A 15,590-nucleotide genomic window follows, 5' to 3' on the forward strand; every position below is an offset into this window, starting at 1 on the left:
CACACCCATGTTCCAAGACATCTTCTTGCCGCCCGCCGCGGCGAAACATCGTGACGCCCCGCTCGCGGCACAACGCGCAGACTACCTCGTCCACCTGAAGGGAACCGGCGCGAGCCGCGCCAACCTGCGCAAACAGGCCAACGCCCACCTCAACCTCGTTCGCCTTCTGGACCTTCGCGACGGCGATCGGATCCACCCGCGGAACATCGAAGCCGCCGCGACACTCTGGTCGGAGCCGCGGGGCCGCAGAAGCGCTACGCCGGCCACGTCGAAGGCCCGCCAACGCTTCGTCAGCCACTGTATTGCACTGGTGCGGTATCTCGGCTGGCTCGAAGACGCCGAAGGCGAATTTAGTTGGCCTCCGCCCGAGCTTCAGGCCTACGAGCGCTGGTTGCGCGACGAACGTGGCCTGGCAAATGCCAGTATCGAAAGCTACGGGCGCGCCGCCGGTACATTCCTCCAACACCTCGACCAGATGGGGATCCGGCTCGACACTCTTGAGGTCACCGATATCGACAGCATCATCGGCGATGAACACCAACGCGGGTCGTGGAGCCGGAGAACGATCCACGACTTCGCGCAGCGCGTCCGGTCGTTTGTCGGCTTCGCAGAGAAGCGCGGGTGGTGTCGGCCCGGGCTGGCCGCGGGCACCGTCGCGCCCGGATACAGGGCCGATGAGTGCCTTCCGAAGGGCATCAAGCGTCAGGATGTCGAGCGTCTGTTGGCGTCTGAGGGTCAGCGGCCCGTCGACAGACGCGATCGCGCGATCCTGATGCTCTTCGCCTCCTTCGGCCTGCGCGCGGGCGAAGTCGCGGGTCTCAGCCTCGATGACTTCGATTGGGAGAACGAGCTCCTGCGCGTGCATTGTCCAAAGCCGGGTCGCACGCATCTGTGGCCGCTGTCGCAGGAGGTCGGCGGTGCCATCCTCGACTACATCCGGAACGGGCGTCCCACCGGCTTCGGGCGGAGCCTCTTCTTCACATCCTGTGCCCCGATCCGCCCCCTTGGGCGGAAGGCTCTGGGCAAGATCGTGCGCGACCGCCTGGCCGGGATCGGCGTGGTCTCCGGTCGTCGAGGACCACATGCGCTCCGCCATGCCGCCGCCCAACACCTGCTGGACCAAGGCGTGGCGATGAAGGTCATCGGCGACTTCCTTGGGCACCGGGACCCGACCTCGACGGCGATCTACGCCAAGGTCGACCTCCGGACTCTGCGAGAGGTCGCGGCCCTCGATCTGGAGGGTCTCGTATGAAGCTGAGAGATGCGATCGAACACTACGTGGCATGGCGCCAGGCGCACGGCGTAAAGTTCTTGACGGCGCGGAACCTGCTTCGACAGTTCCTTCAGCACGCCGATGGCGACGCCGGATGCGACGCTGTCACATGCGCGCAGGTCCAAGCCTTCCTCGCCGGGACAGGCCCCGTTACCCGGCACCGCGAAAACAAACACTACGCGCTGGCCGGGTTCTGGCGCTACGCGATCAGCCGCGGCCATGCCCTCTCGTCGCCGCTTCCTGAAAGCGAGCGGCGCCCACCCTTGCAGGCACCGCCACATATCTACAGCCGGGATCAGCTGCAGCGCCTCTTCGACCCGGATCACATCGACAATGCCTTGCAAGGCTCCCGGCAACTCGACCCCGCGACGTTCCGGACCCTGCTGCTGATGCTCTACGGGGCCGGGCTGCGGTTCGCCGAGGCGACCGCTCTCACCCTGTTTGATGTGGATACGGCGGAGGCGATCCTCACGATCCGCGATACGAAGTTCCAAAAGAGCAGGTTGGTTCCCGTGGGTCCGCAGCTTGCAGGCATACTGGATGCCCACCTCTCGGTTCGGCCCGTCAAGGGGGTCGCGGAGAGTGCCACGTCGTTCCTGCTCGCCAACAGGGATGGCACGCGGCTCGCCAGCAGCACCGTTCAGGCCGCCTTCGATCGCCTGAGATGCGTTGCGGATGTGCATGGCAGGGCCGGAGGGCGGAAGAACCCGCGCCTACATGACCTCCGGCATACCTTCGCGGTTCACCGGCTGATCGCTTGGTATCGACAGGGAGCGGACGTACAGCGGTTGCTGCCCGCGCTCTCCACCTATCTCGGCCATTCCGACCTCGAAGGCACAAAGGTCTATCTGACGATGACGCCGGACCTCCTTGCGCAGGCCTCGCTGCTCTTCGCGCGCTATGCCGGAGGAGGGTCGGATGCCAGACCGTGATCTCATTGGGCCATGGCTCCGGCGCTTCCTAACTGAGTATATCGTCAGCGAGCGCAATCTGGCCCGGAACACTCGCGCGAGCTATCGCGACACGTTCAAGCTGCTCCTGCCCTTCGCGAGCCGAAAGGTCCGGAAGCCCATCGAACGCCTGGCCATGCAGGACCTCACCTCGGCACTTGTATTGAAATTCCTTGCCCATCTCGAGCAGGAGCGCGGATGTTCCGTCAGGACGCGCAATCAGCGGCTCGCCGCCATCCGGGCCTTCGCCCGCTTTGTGGGAAGCCGCGATCCCGCACAGGTCGAATGGTGCAGCCACATCCGCGCGATCGCCTCGAAGAAGGCGATGTTGCCGCCGGTCGGCTGGCTGTCGCGGGAGGAGATGGAAGCGATGCTCGCGGTTCCGGACCGCAAGAACCGTCGAGGGCAGAGCGAATACGCGCTGCTTCTCTTCCTCTACAATACCGGGGCTCGCGTCTCCGAAGTCACGCAGCTGAAGGTTCGGGACCTGACCCTTGACCGCGACAGAGGTGGGCACGATCTAGCCACACTGCACGGCAAGGGCGGCAAGATACGCCAATGCCCGCTCTGGTCGGAAACGGAGCGAGTCCTGGCGGAACAGATCATCGGCCGCGCGCCCGAGGCCCCGGTGTTCCTCAGCAGGCTCGGCCATGCCTACACACGGTTCGGCGTGTATCGGCTGGTCGAACGTTGCGCTGCCGATGTGCCTCGACTGGCGGGTCGGGCGGTGACACCACACGTGATCCGGCACACGACGGCCTGCCATCTCGTGCTCGCCGGCGTCGACATCAACACCATCCGCGCTTGGCTCGGCCACGTGTCGATCAGCACCACGAACATCTATGCCGAGATCGACCTCACGCTGAAGGCAAATGCCGTGGCGCTTTGCGAGGTTGGCTCTCCGGGACCGAAAAGGCGGTGGAAGGAGGACAAGGACCTCATGGCCTTCCTGAATGGCCTGTAACACCGTTGTGGTCGTCTCACCCGGTCGTGGACGATCCTCTGCCGAGGAACCGGTCGACATCTTCGGGCGCGATCTGGGGCCGGATCGCCGCGCGCAGGTCGTCGAGGCCGTGGGCTGTCAGGTCGTCGTTGAAGTCGCCGTGACGAGGCGAGAGCGTCAGCACCTCGATGCCCGCACTGGTCGCAAGTTCGGCTTGGGTCGCGGCGGCCTTCGTGCCCGCTGCGTCGACATCGCGGGCGATATAGAGGCGGCGCACGGACGGTGACAGTCTGAGCGCGGCGAGATGGCTTGCCGACAGCGCGGCGGCCATCGGCATGCCCGGCAGCGCCGCCCGCAGCGACAGCATCGTCTCGATCCCTTCGCCGACGGCCAGAACATCTTCTGCCGCCCCGAAGCGCACGGCATGGCCAAGAAGGTTGCCCATGGCCCGCCGGGGTGTGGGAACCGCGGCCTTGGCCGAGCCGTCCGGCGCGAGCCAGGTACGGTGCGCGCCGGTGATCCTGCCTTGCAGGTCGGTCACGGATGCGATCATCGCCGGACGCCGCTCTGCTGGTCCGCCATCGTCGGGCCGATAATAGCAGCTTGGATGATATCGCAACGCCCCCGCGCCATGGATCGGCATGATGCAGCGACTGGCCAGATAGGTCTCGACCGGCGTACCCCGGATCGGTTGCGCCATGGCGATCAGTCGCCGTGCCGCTTCCGGCGATCCCATGGCTGTACGGGCAGGTGCTGGATTGATGGTCGGGACAAGGTCGACCCGCGGCAGGCTCAGGAAGCGCCGCGCCTCCTCGGCGACATCGCCGAAAGAGGTCAGGCCACAGCTCTCCCGGATCACGTCGAGCAGATCACCGTGCTCGGCCGTGGCGGCATCGGTCCAATGACCGGCAGCACCGGGGCCAGCCTCCGGCCCCTTCAGCCGGACGAACATCGACCGCCCCGGTGTGTTACGTGCATCGCCGACGGTCCAGTACTGACCCTGTCGTCGCCCGTTGGGGAGGTAATGCCGACACACGGCCTCGGCGTCCCGCGCGAGCCGGCGCGAAAGCTCTGCTGCATCGCGCGCCATCACGAAAATCCCCCCGGCGCGCTGAGGTTATGTTGCCCAGCCCCGCGAGAACCCCCGCCAAACCGCGCAAGTTCACGCCACCGCAACATAACCCGCGCCGCAACATGTTCGGTGAACTTACCTGCGGCACCCGGCCCGGAGGTAGGGCCGGTCAAGCGCACGAAGAGCGATCGTCCGGGGTTGTTTTGCAGATCGCCCACGATCCAGTAGGACCCTTCCCGCCGACCGGCGGGAAGATAATGGCGACAGACGCTTTCCGCATTCCGCGCGAGTTCGCGTAGAAGGTCTTCGGTTTCCAATGACATAGGCACACTCGTTAACACGTCCGGGCATTTAGGGCTTGGACGGGGAAGCGTGCAAGCAGGCGCTCCAGCGCCGCAATGCCGCAGGCATCGACCGGACAGAAGAGCCGCAGCTTCCAACTGATGATCTCCGAGAAGAAGCCATCAGCCTTGAGCCGATCTTTTTGCGCCTCGGCAAAGCCCGAAAGCTCGATGCGGTTGACACCCATGACGCGGGAGCGGTGCAACTCCATCTCCTCGGCCAAGCGCACGGTGGTTTTGCCCTCCAGAACCAAGGCATGGACTTGCGCCGCCGAGAGCTCCGGCGGATCGCTCGCCAAGGCGGTCGCGACCCAGGCGGGCGAAACCCTGCGCCCAATGAGACGCTGACCGTCATCGGTCTGCAGCCGATAGACGCGGGTTTCGTCCTGGGGAAGCTGCTTCCAGATCGGCAGAAGCAAGCCCGCGACGATGTGGAGCGTGGATTCCGAGAACTCCGGCACCTCGGCCAGTTCCGCGCTCCAGGCGGCGGCAAAGGCCGCGCGGTCGGCTTCCAGCCAGTGAGTGTCTTCCATCATCTTGGCAGGCATCGTACCCGCCTCGGTCGGACGGATCAGCCGCAGGCGCGGCTCGATGGTGCCATCATCCAGCATCAGGCTGGTGGCGGGCACCTGCACTGCCGCCCGGCCCGAGCGGCTGTTGACCAAAAGGCGTGCCTGTCTGTCGTCGAGCCAATCGAGCGCATCCGCGAGCGCGGTCGGCGTGTTGCGGCGCTTTTCGGCGATGGTGAGAAGCTGGGTTTCCGCGCCGGAACCGGGATGGGTGTAGATGACGCGCGCATCCGTGACGCGGAAGCTCTCGGCGCGCAGAGTCTCGAGTCCGAGGTCATAGACCCCGGCGGCGATGGCCCCCTCGATCCGCGCATCGAGCAGCTCCTCGAAGGCCGAGAACAGCACGGCCTGCATGTCGATCGTCAGCGCGAGCAGACGATTGAGGAAGGTTGTGATCGGCGGCAGGTCGTCCTTCAAGCCGTTGTCATCGGTCAGACTGAGGCCCGTGGCATCCTCGAAGTCGCCAAGCGAGCAGCCCGCCACATCGCCGCGATAGAGGCGCCGGTAAAGCTGGCGCAGCGCATCGCGGGCGTAAGGGCTCTCGAGGTTGTCCTCGGGGCGGAACAGGCCTTGCCCGCCGGTCTGGCGCTGGCCACGCGTGATGGCTCCCAAAGTGTCGAGCCGGCGCGCGATGGTCGACAAAAACCGCTTCTCCGCCTTCACATCGGTGGCGACGGGACGGAAGAGCGGCGGCTGCGCCTGATTGGTGCGGTTGGTGCGCCCGAGGCCTTGGATCGCGGCATCTGCCTTCCAGCCTGGCTCAAGAAGGTAATGGACCCGCAGGCGCTGGTTCTTCGCGCCGAGATCGGCGTGATAGCTGCGCCCGGTGCCCCCTGCATCGGAGAAGATCAGGATGCGCTTTTGATCATCCATGAAGGCGGCGGTTTCCGCGAGGTTGGCGGAACCGGCGCGGGTTTCGACGACGAGCCGCGCCGCGTGCCCCTCGCCCTTGCGCACGATCCGGCGCGACCGGCCCGTGACCTCGGCCACGAGATCGGTGCCGAAGCGCTGCACGATCTGGTCGAGTGCCCCCGGCACGGGCGGCAGCGAAGCCAGCTTCTCGATCAGCGCGTCGCGCCTTCGGGCGGCCTCGCGACATTCGACCGGCTGGCCATCGCGCACCACGGGTCGGGAAGAGAGATTGCCCTCGCTGTCGGTGAAGGGCTCGTAGAGCTGTACCGGAAAGGAATGGGCGAGGTAGTCCAGGACATACTCCCTGGGGGTGATGTCACAACGGATGTCATTCCAGTCCTCGGTCGGGATCTCGGCCAGACGCCGCTCCATCAGCGCCTCGCCGGTGGAGACGATCTGGACGACCGCCGCATGGCCCGCGGCGAGATCGGCCTCGATCGCGCCGATCAGCGTGGGGGTTTTCATCGAGGTGAGCAGATGACCGAAGAAGCGTTGCTTGGCGCTCTCGAAAGCCGACCGCGCCGCCGATTTGGCCTGACGGTTGAGCGTACCGCTCTCGCCGGTGATGTTCGCCGCCTCCATCGCCGCCGCCAGGTTGTTGTGGATGATGGCGAAAGCCCCGGCATAGGCATCGTAGATGCGGCGCTGCTCGGGGGTGAGCGCATGTTCCAGCATCTCGTATTCGACGCCATCATAGGAAAGCGAGCGCGCGGTGTAGAGCCCGAGCGCGCGCAGATCGCGCGCGAGCACCTCCATTGCCGCGACGCCTCCGGCCTCGATCGCCTCGACGAATTCGGCGCGGGTGGCAAAAGGAAAGTCGTCCCCACCCCAGAGCCCGAGGCGCTGCGCATAGGCGAGGTTGTGCACTGTCGTGGCCCCGGTCGCCGAGACATAGACCACGCGGGCATTGGGCAGTCTGTGCTGCAAGCGCAGACCCGCCCTGCCCTGCAATGAGGCAGCCTGATCACCCCGCTCGCCCTTGGCGACAGCCGCATTCGCCATCGCGTGGCTTTCATCAAAAAGGATCACCCCGTCGAAATCCGCCCCCAGCCAGTCGACGATCTGATCGACGCGGGATTTCTTCGCGCCGCGCTCCTCCGAGCGCAGCGTCGCATAGGTGGTGAAAAGAATGCCCTCGGTCAGGGGAATGTCGCGCCCCTGCGCAAAGCGCGAGAGCGGCGTCACAAGAAGCCGCTCCTGACCAAGGGCCGACCAGTCGCGTTGCGCATCCTCGAGAAGCTTGTCGCTTTTCGAGATCCAGAGCGCCTTGCGGCGGCCCTGCGCCCAGTTGTCGAGCAGGATGCCGGCCGACTGGCGGCCCTTGCCCGCGCCGGTGCCATCGCCAAGGAAGAAGCCGCGACGGAAGCGGACTGCGTCAGCCGCATCGTCGGGCGCAGCCGAGACCATGTCGCCGGTTTCATCGACACTCCACGATCCCGCAAGATGCGCAGAATGCGCCTCGCCCGCGTAGATCACGGTCTCCAGCTGTGCGTCAGACAACAGGCCCTCGCGCAGGACGGCGGCGGGCAGTTTGGGGCGGTAGCCGGGTTTGGGGGGCGCGACCGAGGCCATCGCAGCCGATTGCACGAGCTTGGTCGGGTGCGCAGCCGCGCCGGGGATCTCGATGGCCTGCAGGCGGAAGGTCTCGTAGATCGCATCCGACATCTGAGCGGTGCTGCCATCCTCGGCGGTATCGCGCAGCGCATAGTCGAGCTCTTCGGCCTCGATCAGCGTCAGGACTGGCGCGGGCCGCGCCGCAGACGTCGCGCGTGCGGGGGTGATGAGCCTGCGCGCAGCGGGGGCAGGATTTCCCCGGAAGGGGAAGGAAGGCCCCTGCCCCGCCGGTTCGAGCTGATCCAGCGCAAGGCGCGGCGGGACTGCGGTCACGATCCGCGACAAGAGATGCGCCACATCCGGGGAGATCGGCGAACGCAGGTCAGCCGTGATGCCGCCCTTCTCGCCGCCACGGCATTTGTCGAAGACCGAGATCCGCGTCTCGAAGCTGGTGCCGTGCCGCGCGAAGGCGGCCCCTGACACCGCGCCTGTGAACACCAGATGCGCGGTTTCCGTCAGGCGCGCGAAAGCCTCGGCCCAATCCGGGGCGTCGGGCGCGAAGCCCGCTCCCGTGATGGCGACGAGCCGCCCGCCCGGCGCAAGACGCGCCAGCGCCGAGCGCAGATGCCGCGCCGTCGCCTCGGTGGTGCGGCCGTCGACATTGGCGAGGGCCGAGAAGGGCGGGTTCATCAAGATGACGCTCGGGCGCAGCCCCGCATCGAGATGATCGTCGATCTGCGCGGCGTCAAAACGGGTGACGGGGCGGCCCGGGAAAAGCCGTTGCAGAAGATCGGCGCGCATGCCCGCGAGCTCGTTCAGCGCAAGGCCGCCCCCCGCGATCTCGGCCAAGATCGCCAGAAGCCCGGTTCCGGCCGAAGGCTCGAGTACCAGATCGAGGGGCGTGATCTGCGCTGCGGCAAGGGCCGCGAGCCCCATCGGCAGCGGCGTCGAGAATTGCTGGAACAGCTCCATCTCCTCCGAGCGGCGGGTATGGCTCGGCAGAAGACCCGCGACCTTCGTCAGGATGGGCAGCAGCGCCGCAGGCGAGCCCGCCCGGGCGAGAAGCGCGCGACCGAATTTCCGCAGGAAGAGGACAAGCGCCACCTCGCCCGCCTCATAGGCGAGCTTCCAATCCCAGGCGCCCGACGCATCGGAGCCGCCAAAGGCGCGCTCCATCTCAAGCCGCAGACGCGCAGCGTCGATCGGCGTGCCATGCGCCAGATCAGGCTGCAGCGCTTCGGCAACAGCGAGGATCGCCGGCGCCGGATCCAAAGACCGCACGGGCGGCACGGGCGCAACAGGAGGAAGAAAGGTCATCGGGAAACTCCGGATTGAGGGATAGGGCCAGCCCGGACACCCTCTCTCGGGCACCCGCAGGCCTGCCCTTTCCCGACCCATCTCTCCCTCTCGACCCTCCGTCTCCCGGCGCCCGGCTTGATTTTGTTCCCTCTTTGTTCTATTCTGAAGGCCAAGCCAGCAGGGGAGATCGACCATGGAAAGCACAGCGAACGCGCTGCCCGCAACGCCCAAGCAGATCGCCTATGCGCGATCGCTCGCCCTGCGCAACGGGACCCTTCTGCCGTGGGACGTGCAGCAGGACCGCCGGACCTTGAGCGGCTGGATCGAGGCGCAAGCCCGGATGAAGCCGATGTCTGAGGTGGACCAACGGCCGACCTCGAAGCAGGTGGCCTTCGCGGAAAAACTCGCCCGGATCAAACGGCGCGCCGTGCCGGAGGAGTGCTTTCGCGACAAGGGGCTGATGTCGAAGTGGATCGACGGGAACAGGTGAAAAATACACCCGAAAGGTGTCAACGGCGGAGTAAAATTGGGCCACGGGGCGGCGCAAAATTGGGCCACTTTGGGTTTGCGCGAGACGCGGCTGATGGGCGGCGGCCAGTCAGCCGCGCTCTCCATATAGCTTGCGGGTGACTGGCCGCCTTGGACCGTCAGGTCCAAGTCTGATACTTTGGATCAGGTGTTGTCGCCGGTCTTGCGCGCGCGACTTTGCGCGAGGCGATAGCTTTCGCCGTTCATCTCGAGGATGTTGACGTGGTGGGTCAACCGGTCGAGGAGCGCGCCGGTCAGCCGCTCGGTGCCGAAGGTCTCGGTCCATTCATCGAAGGGCAGATTGCTGGTGATCAGCGTGGCACCGCGCTCGTAGCGCTGGGAGATCATCTCAAAAAGCAGCTCGGCGCCGGTCTTTGACAGGGGCACGAACCCGAGCTCGTCGATGATCAGCAGCTTGACGGCAGCCATCTGCTTCTGGACGCGCAGCAGCCGACGTTCGTCTCGCGCCTCCATCAGCTCGTTGACCAGCGCGGCGGCGGTGGTGAAGCTGACAGACATGCCCTTCTGGCAGGCCGCCAACCCGAGGCCCAAGGCAATGTGGGTCTTGCCGGTTCCGCTGGGGCCAAGGGCGATCACGTTCTCACGCCGTTCGATCCATTCGCAGCGCGCCAGTTCCAGCACCTGCATCTTGTTCAGCTTCGGGATCGCCTTGAAGTCGAAGCTGTCGAGGCTTTTGGTGGCCGGGAACTTCGCAGCCTTGATGCGGCGCTCGACCATCCGCCGCTCGCGGTCAATGAGTTCCAGTTCAACGAGGCGCGACAGGAATTGGACATGGTCCAACCCTTCGGCGGCGCATTGGCGCGCAACCTTCTCGTGTTCCCGCAGGAAGGTGGGCAGCTTCAGCGTCTTCAGATGGTGGGCAAGCAGGATCTTCGGAGCCTCGCTCATTCCGCCGCCTCCGACATCAAGGCCATGTAGCTGGCCGCACGCGTCGTCTCGACGTTCGCCCGCGGCAGGTAGGGGTAGACATCGAGATCAAGCCTTGGGGGGCGCTTCTCGACCTGGCAAAGCACGAGGTGCTTCACGGCGTCAAAGCCGACCGCGCCCAGCTTCAGGGCCTTCTTCACGGCGGCATGCAGGTCATCCATGCCAAAGGTCTCAAGCAGCCGCAGCACCTGCACATACTCGCGGCGCCCCATCTTGAGCATGCGCGCCTCCATCAGGCGGCGCAAAGTCTGGAACTCTTCGGGCAGGTCCCATTCCGCCAGAGGCGCAGCCTGGTCCAAGGCATTGATCTTGCGCTCGATCAGCGGGAGGTAGTGAACCGGGTCGAAGATCATGTCCTCGCGATCGTAACAGCGCGGGTGTCGGGCGATCACCTCCCCGCGACAGCCGATCACGACCTCATCGACATAGCCGCGGATCCAGACATCCTGATGGCCATAGGCGACCGGGACCGAGTAATCGTTGGTGTCATAGCGCACGAGCGACTGCGAGCTGACCCTGCCGCTCGCTTGGTCGCAGGCGTCGAACGGGGCAGTAGGCAATGGGCGCATCGCCGCCAGATCGCGCTGCAGCCTCTCGCCGATCGTCTCCTTGTGACCCCGAAGAATGCGCGTGAGGCGTGCGCAGCACTGCCCTTCAAGGTCGGCGTTGAAGGCGTCCCAACTGGCAAAGTGGGGGATCGGCACCATGTGGTTGCGGCGGGCGTAGCCGACCATCCCCTCGACAGCGCCCTTGTCGTTCCCCTTCCCGGGCCGACCATAGCGATCCCGAAACAGGTAATGCGACTGCAAGCCGCTGAACAGCGTGGCGCGGATGCGCGTGCCATCTGGCTGGATCTTCGAGACCAGGCAGCGGTCGTTATCGTAGAGCACCGACTGCGGCACCCCGCCGAAGAAGGCAAAGGCGCGGACATGCCCGTCTATCCAGGCCTCCGCCGTCGCCGCCGGATAGGCCCGGACGAAATAGGCATCGCTGTGCGGCAGGTCGATGACAAAGAAATGCGCCTTCTGCTCGACACCGGCGATGACGACGACCGCTTCGCCAAAATCGGCCTGAGCATGGCCCGGCGGATGGGCCAGTGGCACGAACATCTCCCGTGTCCGCCGCTCACGCTCACGCACGTAATCCTTGACGATCGTATAGCCGCCGGTGAAGCCATGCTCGGCCTGAAGCCGTTCCCATATCCGCTTGGCCGTATGACGCTGCTTGCGATGCACCGCCTTGTCGGCTTCAAGCCAGGCGTCAATGAACTCGGTGAACCCGTCCAGCTTCGGCCGCCTGATCGGCTTGTCCCGCCGGTAGCCAGGCGGCACCGAGAAGGCCAACATCTTCTCAACCGTCCCGCGCGAAATGTTGAAATGCTTCGCCGCCGCCCGCGCGCTCATGCCCTCGGCACACGCCAAGCGAACCTTCTTGTAAAGTTCCACGGTATAAATCTCCCCACCCTCCCTGCTGCCGCAAGAAGGGAAAAGTGGCAGGATTTTACTCCGCCCGCAGCGAGACGATCCCGCCGCTACCGTGGCCTAATTTTGCACCGCCGTTTCCACCCGAAAGGGCTTAATTGCTTTGTTGGGGGGCATCGACTACATTGACGGACCAGAAATCCGTACAGAGTTGATGCCATGGCCTCGGTTGCAGCAAAGGTGATGTCGACAGTCAGCGCGCCCTACGGTGTGCTGTTGACGGCTGCAGAGCTTGCCGAGAAGATCGCCGATATCAGGAGTGCCGAGTCCTGCGATTGCAGCGTGTTCACCTTCCTGTCGGAGGTTTCGCCCAAACTGCAGCACTCGTTCATCGACGAGATGGATGTGAGCAAAGACGCCGTCACCGCCGTCGCCAAGAAGTTCTCCGATCTCGCCGGATACGAGCTTCCCCTCGCGATCTGAATGAACACCCCTCAACCAAGCCGCTTGCCCGAGCTCTTCGACGTTGCAATGGCGATCATTGACCAGGCGAGCCGAGCCTTCGCCATCCTCGTCGCGTCTATGGGAATCACAGAAGACCGGTGAACTCAGTCGGTGGTTGGAAGCCCTGTTTTTCGGCAAAATGACCGCGTTTTCGCCCGACGAAAGGCCGAGCGCAGGGCTTCGGTCGGCGAAGGCAGCGAGTCTATCGCCTCAAAGAAACACTCATTGTCGATCTTCTTGAGATCGGTGCGGTCAGGGCTTTCGATATCGGGTGTTGCCATCTTTACGTGCCTCCGCGACAATTACTTTTCGACCGATCAGCCGACCGCCATGATTGCGTAGTGCGGCGTCCCATCCCAAACAAGGTCCCAAGACGCGCCCGGCCGAACGTTCTGGATTGCTCGCGGCTCGAAACATACCAGACAATTGCCTCTTGGAGCTGGTGCCCGCACCGAGGGGTAAATCAGGCCTCGGGAACCCGCTCGACGGAGATGCTGCGCGAGGCTTTGCCCCTCCGGATAACCAACTTCCGGCTCCGGATGAAGTGCGGGATGATCCGGCTCATCGGAGATGTCATCAAATGCCCCGATAAAATCCGCAAGCAGTTCCACATAGCGGGCGCTGTCCTCGAAACAGCCGGTAAAGCCGAGTTCCCGTGTGCGATGCCAGGCAACCTCACTGACGGAAACCATAACGTCCCAAGCGCAATACCAGGCACCACGTTCTTCCGAGTTGAACCGGTTTCCACCGGCTCGAGTGTAAGTGAAAGCCGCGTTGACGTGGCTGTCGCCATAGATTCTGAGATCTCGGCTGCGGCGCTGCCAAGCAAGCTCGCGCGGGTCCAGATGCGGGTTTCGGCCACGTTCAGCCAAAAGCCGGCCGCTTGTCAGCCCCTCGATTTCCGCGAGGATCTCCATCTCGTCATCGTTATCGACGAGTCCGCGCAGCGTAGGTGGCTTGTGGTACGTTGCGGGCAAGAGACGAACGAGACCACGATCGGAAATCTCGGTCCGCTTCATGCCCCACCACGCAACGCATCAAGATAGCTCCGCACGGCAAGGATCTGCGGCAAGCCCCCGTCGATGGCGGTGTCGACTGGGCGGCTGCCCCCAAACAGCGGACCGGTGTTCGGTCGGGTGAACCAGCTGCGCGCGAGCGGCTCGGAGAAATAGAGCTCAAGCGATTTGTAGATGCCGATGACGGCGCTCAACCGCAAAAGCTGATCCTTGGTGAGCTCCCCCGCAAACGCCGGCTTCTTCGCACGCTTCCACGTGCTCTCTGACATGTCGGCAAGGCCAGCCGCTTCCTTCAGGCTGAGACCCCAGGCATCGGCCACGCGGGCATAGGCCTTCAGCGCGACGGCGTTGATCTGTGCGGGTTCCCGGATTTTCTCTGCGACGTACATGGCGTCCTCCATCGGCTTCAATATAGACCATATGGACCGCCTGTAAAGATCACATGAACCCACCGTCATGCTTTCTGCTCACCCGAAACGCTGATCCAGATCCACCTGGATCACCTGAGGCGAAGGAATTCCTCAGCCATGGACCATTTTTCCGACCAATCGAGCCAGCCAAGTCGGGAACTGAGGCGCGGCGGAAACCAGTTCGGTCTTTGCCGCCTCCGTGAGCTTGGATCGCAGGATTTGCAGGGCCATCGGAGCTTCATCCGGTCCAAGCCAAGCCAGCGCTCGGACGGCCTGGCCCGATATTTTGTTTCCAAGAACCAACTGCCAGCGCGGCGCATGACGCAGTTCAACAGCCTGCCGACCAAGGTTCAGCACACGGCTTCGACCGGAAGTCAGGTAAACCGATTTGACCGGCACCTGCGTCGTCAGGCCCAGAGCGTTCGCAGCGGCAGCACCGCTCGGCACAATCGTCTCGCCACGCTGAACAGCCAGCGCTTCAATCGCCTGTTCGGCCGACGGGCTGCGCGGCCCAAAGCGGGTCTGGACCGGGCGCATGTAGATGCCGCGTCCCGCTCGGATCAACTCGCCGCGTGCCGCCAGACGCGATAGCGTCTGATCGACCGCCGCGCGCGAGCCGAGGTGCAACAGGCTCTTCGCTGCCAAGGGCACCCCCTCCGGCAGCGCCGCGGCAACGTTCAGAATGCTCTCAGCCATGCGCTCCATGATCGCTCCTTTGTCAGAAATATACGCGGTTTTCTGACAGCTTTCAACCGTGCGGCGTCACCCGAAGCGCCGCCCCTCTTCGGTGAAGGTATACGCGTTGACGATGATCCCCTCTTCGATCACCTCATCCGAGGTGAGGTGATCGTATTCGGCCTGAAGCTGGCGGTAGAGCCAGCGGGCCAGATCGCGCAGCGCCTCGGCCACGATCTCCTCGGCATCCTCGGTGGGCGGTTGACAGGTTGGGCTGTCGCGCGTGACATCCACGGACATGGTATATTCGTGGTAGTAGCGTCCGCGATGGGTCGCCTCGGCGGCGAGCTGATAGAAGTTCCGGCGCTGGATGGCCTGGAGCCGGTCGGCAATGCCGTGCAGCGTCGCGTCGGTCGGCGCGTAGTCCCGAATGCGCGCGGCGGCACCCTTGGCGTTGTGGAGGTAGCCCTCGAAGCAGGCGCCATCCCCCTGGCTCCAGAACCCGGAGAACCAGATGCAGGGCTTGGCCCGCGTCCCGCCGCCCATCAGGCGGACGGGCGTGGTCTTCAGGCGGATGCCGAGGATCTCGCAGATCCGCTCGAAATCCTCATAGACCGCGTCCCACCAATCGTCATAGGGCGCGAGGTCGCGATACCAGCTGCGCGCTTTCTCCTTGGCGGCATCCGAGAGTTCAGGGAACTGGTAGACGGTGGTGCAGATAACCTCAGGCATCGATGTCCTCGCCGTTCAGCGCCGCGGTCAGCCATTCCTCGGTGCTGGTCCAACCGATGGATTTGCGCGCGCCCAGATCGATGACATGCGCGCCGCCGCCGAAGGCATCGAGGCGGGGCCGGGAACAGGTCAGGGCATATTGGAAGCCCCAGAGGCCGGTGAGGTCGAGGTCTTCGGCGAGGCGCAGCACGAAGCGGATCACAGCCTCGACATCGCCGTGTTCGTCGTCATGGATCCAGAGGATGCTGCCCTCGGGTGCATCCTGAAGCGCGAGATCGAAGCCCGCGACCTCCGGGTCGTCGGCGTCCTGATCGGCCGCGCGCAAATCCGCAAACAGCGCGAGCGCGCGGGCGGCCTTTTCGGCCGTCCCGACATCGATCAGGCACGAAAAATGGGTGAAGTAGTCCGCCATGGGAACCTCCTGAGAGTGAAATGCCCGGCCA

At 64.8% G+C, this 15,590-nt stretch carries 15 protein-coding genes and 1 pseudogene; 5 read left to right on the top strand and 11 right to left on the bottom strand.

Translation table 11 applies throughout. The features are described 5' to 3' along the window. Positions 1-7: 7 nt before the first annotated feature. Genes LPB142_RS17920 through LPB142_RS17930 form a run of 3 tightly spaced genes read left to right on the top strand, consistent with a single transcriptional unit; the run spans position 8 to position 3,187 of the window. The gene (locus LPB142_RS17920) at positions 8-1,252 is read left to right on the top strand and encodes a tyrosine-type recombinase/integrase (protein WP_009574301.1); all 1,245 of its coding nucleotides are present in this window, start codon (positions 8-10) and stop codon (positions 1,250-1,252) included. After that, positions 1,249-2,205, top strand: a complete 957-nt coding sequence (locus LPB142_RS17925) for a tyrosine-type recombinase/integrase (RefSeq protein WP_071167444.1) — start codon at positions 1,249-1,251, stop codon at positions 2,203-2,205. Before LPB142_RS17920 ends, LPB142_RS17925 begins: the two co-directional genes overlap by 4 nt. Next, a complete protein-coding gene (locus LPB142_RS17930; RefSeq protein ID WP_009574303.1) occupies positions 2,192-3,187 on the top strand; it encodes a tyrosine-type recombinase/integrase in 996 nt (331 codons plus the stop codon). Before LPB142_RS17925 ends, LPB142_RS17930 begins: the two co-directional genes overlap by 14 nt. 16 nt (positions 3,188-3,203) lie before the next feature. On the opposite strand, the gene LPB142_RS17935 is transcribed toward LPB142_RS17930, so the two are convergent. From LPB142_RS17935 to LPB142_RS17940, 3 genes and pseudogenes are all read right to left on the bottom strand, one after another. Next, positions 3,204-4,256 carry a DUF7146 domain-containing protein gene (locus LPB142_RS17935; protein ID WP_071167445.1) on the bottom strand — a complete coding sequence of 351 codons (1,053 nt, stop codon included), beginning with the start codon at positions 4,254-4,256 and terminating at the stop codon, positions 3,204-3,206. A gap of 107 nt (positions 4,257-4,363) precedes the next feature. Continuing rightward, positions 4,364-4,561 (bottom strand): annotated as a pseudogene (locus LPB142_RS20005) (DNA primase); the annotation flags it as partial. Between the two features lie 11 nt (positions 4,562-4,572). Further along, positions 4,573-8,931, bottom strand: a complete 4,359-nt coding sequence (locus LPB142_RS17940) for a strawberry notch family protein (RefSeq protein ID WP_071167446.1) — start codon at positions 8,929-8,931, stop codon at positions 4,573-4,575. A 175-nt stretch (positions 8,932-9,106) separates the two neighbouring features. Here LPB142_RS17940 and LPB142_RS17945 point away from each other — a divergent pair, with 175 nt between their 5' ends. After that, positions 9,107-9,403 carry a hypothetical protein gene (locus LPB142_RS17945; RefSeq protein WP_071167447.1) on the top strand — a complete coding sequence of 99 codons (297 nt, stop codon included), beginning with the start codon at positions 9,107-9,109 and terminating at the stop codon, positions 9,401-9,403. A 182-nt stretch (positions 9,404-9,585) separates the two neighbouring features. Here the strand turns inward: LPB142_RS17945 and istB are convergent, their stop codons facing one another. Continuing rightward, positions 9,586-10,350, bottom strand: a complete 765-nt coding sequence (istB, locus tag LPB142_RS17950) for an IS21-like element helper ATPase IstB (RefSeq protein WP_071165181.1) — start codon at positions 10,348-10,350, stop codon at positions 9,586-9,588. After that, positions 10,347-11,834 carry an IS21 family transposase gene (istA, locus tag LPB142_RS17955; protein ID WP_071165182.1) on the bottom strand — a complete coding sequence of 496 codons (1,488 nt, stop codon included), beginning with the start codon at positions 11,832-11,834 and terminating at the stop codon, positions 10,347-10,349. Before istA ends, istB begins: the two co-directional genes overlap by 4 nt. A 195-nt stretch (positions 11,835-12,029) precedes the next feature. Between istA and LPB142_RS17960 the strand changes: the two genes are divergently transcribed. After that, positions 12,030-12,293: a hypothetical protein gene (locus LPB142_RS17960; RefSeq protein WP_071167378.1), complete on the top strand. Its 264-nt coding sequence runs from the start codon at positions 12,030-12,032 to the stop codon at positions 12,291-12,293. 125 nt (positions 12,294-12,418) lie between these two features. Here LPB142_RS17960 and LPB142_RS19245 read toward each other — a convergent pair whose 3' ends face one another. The 6 genes from LPB142_RS19245 to LPB142_RS17980 form a co-directional block, all read right to left on the bottom strand. Next, complete coding sequence (locus LPB142_RS19245; protein WP_156894461.1) at positions 12,419-12,595, bottom strand: hypothetical protein; 177 nt, start codon at positions 12,593-12,595, stop codon at positions 12,419-12,421. A 36-nt stretch (positions 12,596-12,631) separates the two neighbouring features. Continuing rightward, positions 12,632-13,333: an RES family NAD+ phosphorylase gene (locus LPB142_RS18800; protein ID WP_083392800.1), complete on the bottom strand. Its 702-nt coding sequence runs from the start codon at positions 13,331-13,333 to the stop codon at positions 12,632-12,634. After that, positions 13,330-13,731, bottom strand: a complete 402-nt coding sequence (locus LPB142_RS17965; protein ID WP_071167379.1) for an MbcA/ParS/Xre antitoxin family protein — start codon at positions 13,729-13,731, stop codon at positions 13,330-13,332. Before LPB142_RS17965 ends, LPB142_RS18800 begins: the two co-directional genes overlap by 4 nt. A 120-nt stretch (positions 13,732-13,851) precedes the next feature. Continuing rightward, positions 13,852-14,445: a DUF6088 family protein gene (locus LPB142_RS17970; RefSeq protein WP_071167380.1), complete on the bottom strand. Its 594-nt coding sequence runs from the start codon at positions 14,443-14,445 to the stop codon at positions 13,852-13,854. A gap of 57 nt (positions 14,446-14,502) precedes the next feature. Next, a complete protein-coding gene (locus LPB142_RS17975) occupies positions 14,503-15,147 on the bottom strand; it encodes an antitoxin of toxin-antitoxin stability system (protein ID WP_071167381.1) in 645 nt (214 codons plus the stop codon). Continuing rightward, positions 15,140-15,559 carry a hypothetical protein gene (locus LPB142_RS17980; RefSeq protein WP_071167382.1) on the bottom strand — a complete coding sequence of 140 codons (420 nt, stop codon included), beginning with the start codon at positions 15,557-15,559 and terminating at the stop codon, positions 15,140-15,142. Before LPB142_RS17980 ends, LPB142_RS17975 begins: the two co-directional genes overlap by 8 nt. Between the last annotated feature and the right edge of the window lie 31 nt (positions 15,560-15,590).

Origin of the sequence: Rhodobacter xanthinilyticus, from assembly GCF_001856665.1 — a bacterium.
Taxonomy (GTDB): Bacteria; Pseudomonadota; Alphaproteobacteria; order Rhodobacterales; family Rhodobacteraceae; genus Rhodobacter; species Rhodobacter xanthinilyticus.

Excerpts from the sequence above, each read along its gene's own strand:
- LPB142_RS17960 (WP_071167378.1), top strand. The coding sequence starts at position 12,030 with ATGGCCTCGGTTGCAGCAAAGGTGATGTCGACAGTCAGCGCGCCCTAC.
- LPB142_RS17965 (WP_071167379.1), bottom strand. The coding sequence starts at position 13,731 with ATGGAGGACGCCATGTACGTCGCAGAGAAAATCCGGGAACCCGCACAG.
- LPB142_RS17970 (WP_071167380.1), bottom strand. The coding sequence starts at position 14,445 with ATGGAGCGCATGGCTGAGAGCATTCTGAACGTTGCCGCGGCGCTGCCG.
- istB (WP_071165181.1), bottom strand. The coding sequence starts at position 10,350 with ATGAGCGAGGCTCCGAAGATCCTGCTTGCCCACCATCTGAAGACGCTG.
- LPB142_RS18800 (WP_083392800.1), bottom strand. The coding sequence starts at position 13,333 with ATGAAGCGGACCGAGATTTCCGATCGTGGTCTCGTTCGTCTCTTGCCC.
- LPB142_RS17920 (WP_009574301.1), top strand. The coding sequence starts at position 8 with ATGTTCCAAGACATCTTCTTGCCGCCCGCCGCGGCGAAACATCGTGAC.
- LPB142_RS17980 (WP_071167382.1), bottom strand. The coding sequence starts at position 15,559 with ATGGCGGACTACTTCACCCATTTTTCGTGCCTGATCGATGTCGGGACG.
- LPB142_RS19245 (WP_156894461.1), bottom strand. The coding sequence starts at position 12,595 with ATGGCAACACCCGATATCGAAAGCCCTGACCGCACCGATCTCAAGAAG.
- LPB142_RS17940 (WP_071167446.1), bottom strand. The coding sequence starts at position 8,931 with ATGACCTTTCTTCCTCCTGTTGCGCCCGTGCCGCCCGTGCGGTCTTTG.
- LPB142_RS17945 (WP_071167447.1), top strand. The coding sequence starts at position 9,107 with ATGGAAAGCACAGCGAACGCGCTGCCCGCAACGCCCAAGCAGATCGCC.
- LPB142_RS17925 (WP_071167444.1), top strand. The coding sequence starts at position 1,249 with ATGAAGCTGAGAGATGCGATCGAACACTACGTGGCATGGCGCCAGGCG.
- LPB142_RS17930 (WP_009574303.1), top strand. The coding sequence starts at position 2,192 with ATGCCAGACCGTGATCTCATTGGGCCATGGCTCCGGCGCTTCCTAACT.
- LPB142_RS17975 (WP_071167381.1), bottom strand. The coding sequence starts at position 15,147 with ATGCCTGAGGTTATCTGCACCACCGTCTACCAGTTCCCTGAACTCTCG.
- LPB142_RS17935 (WP_071167445.1), bottom strand. The coding sequence starts at position 4,256 with ATGGCGCGCGATGCAGCAGAGCTTTCGCGCCGGCTCGCGCGGGACGCC.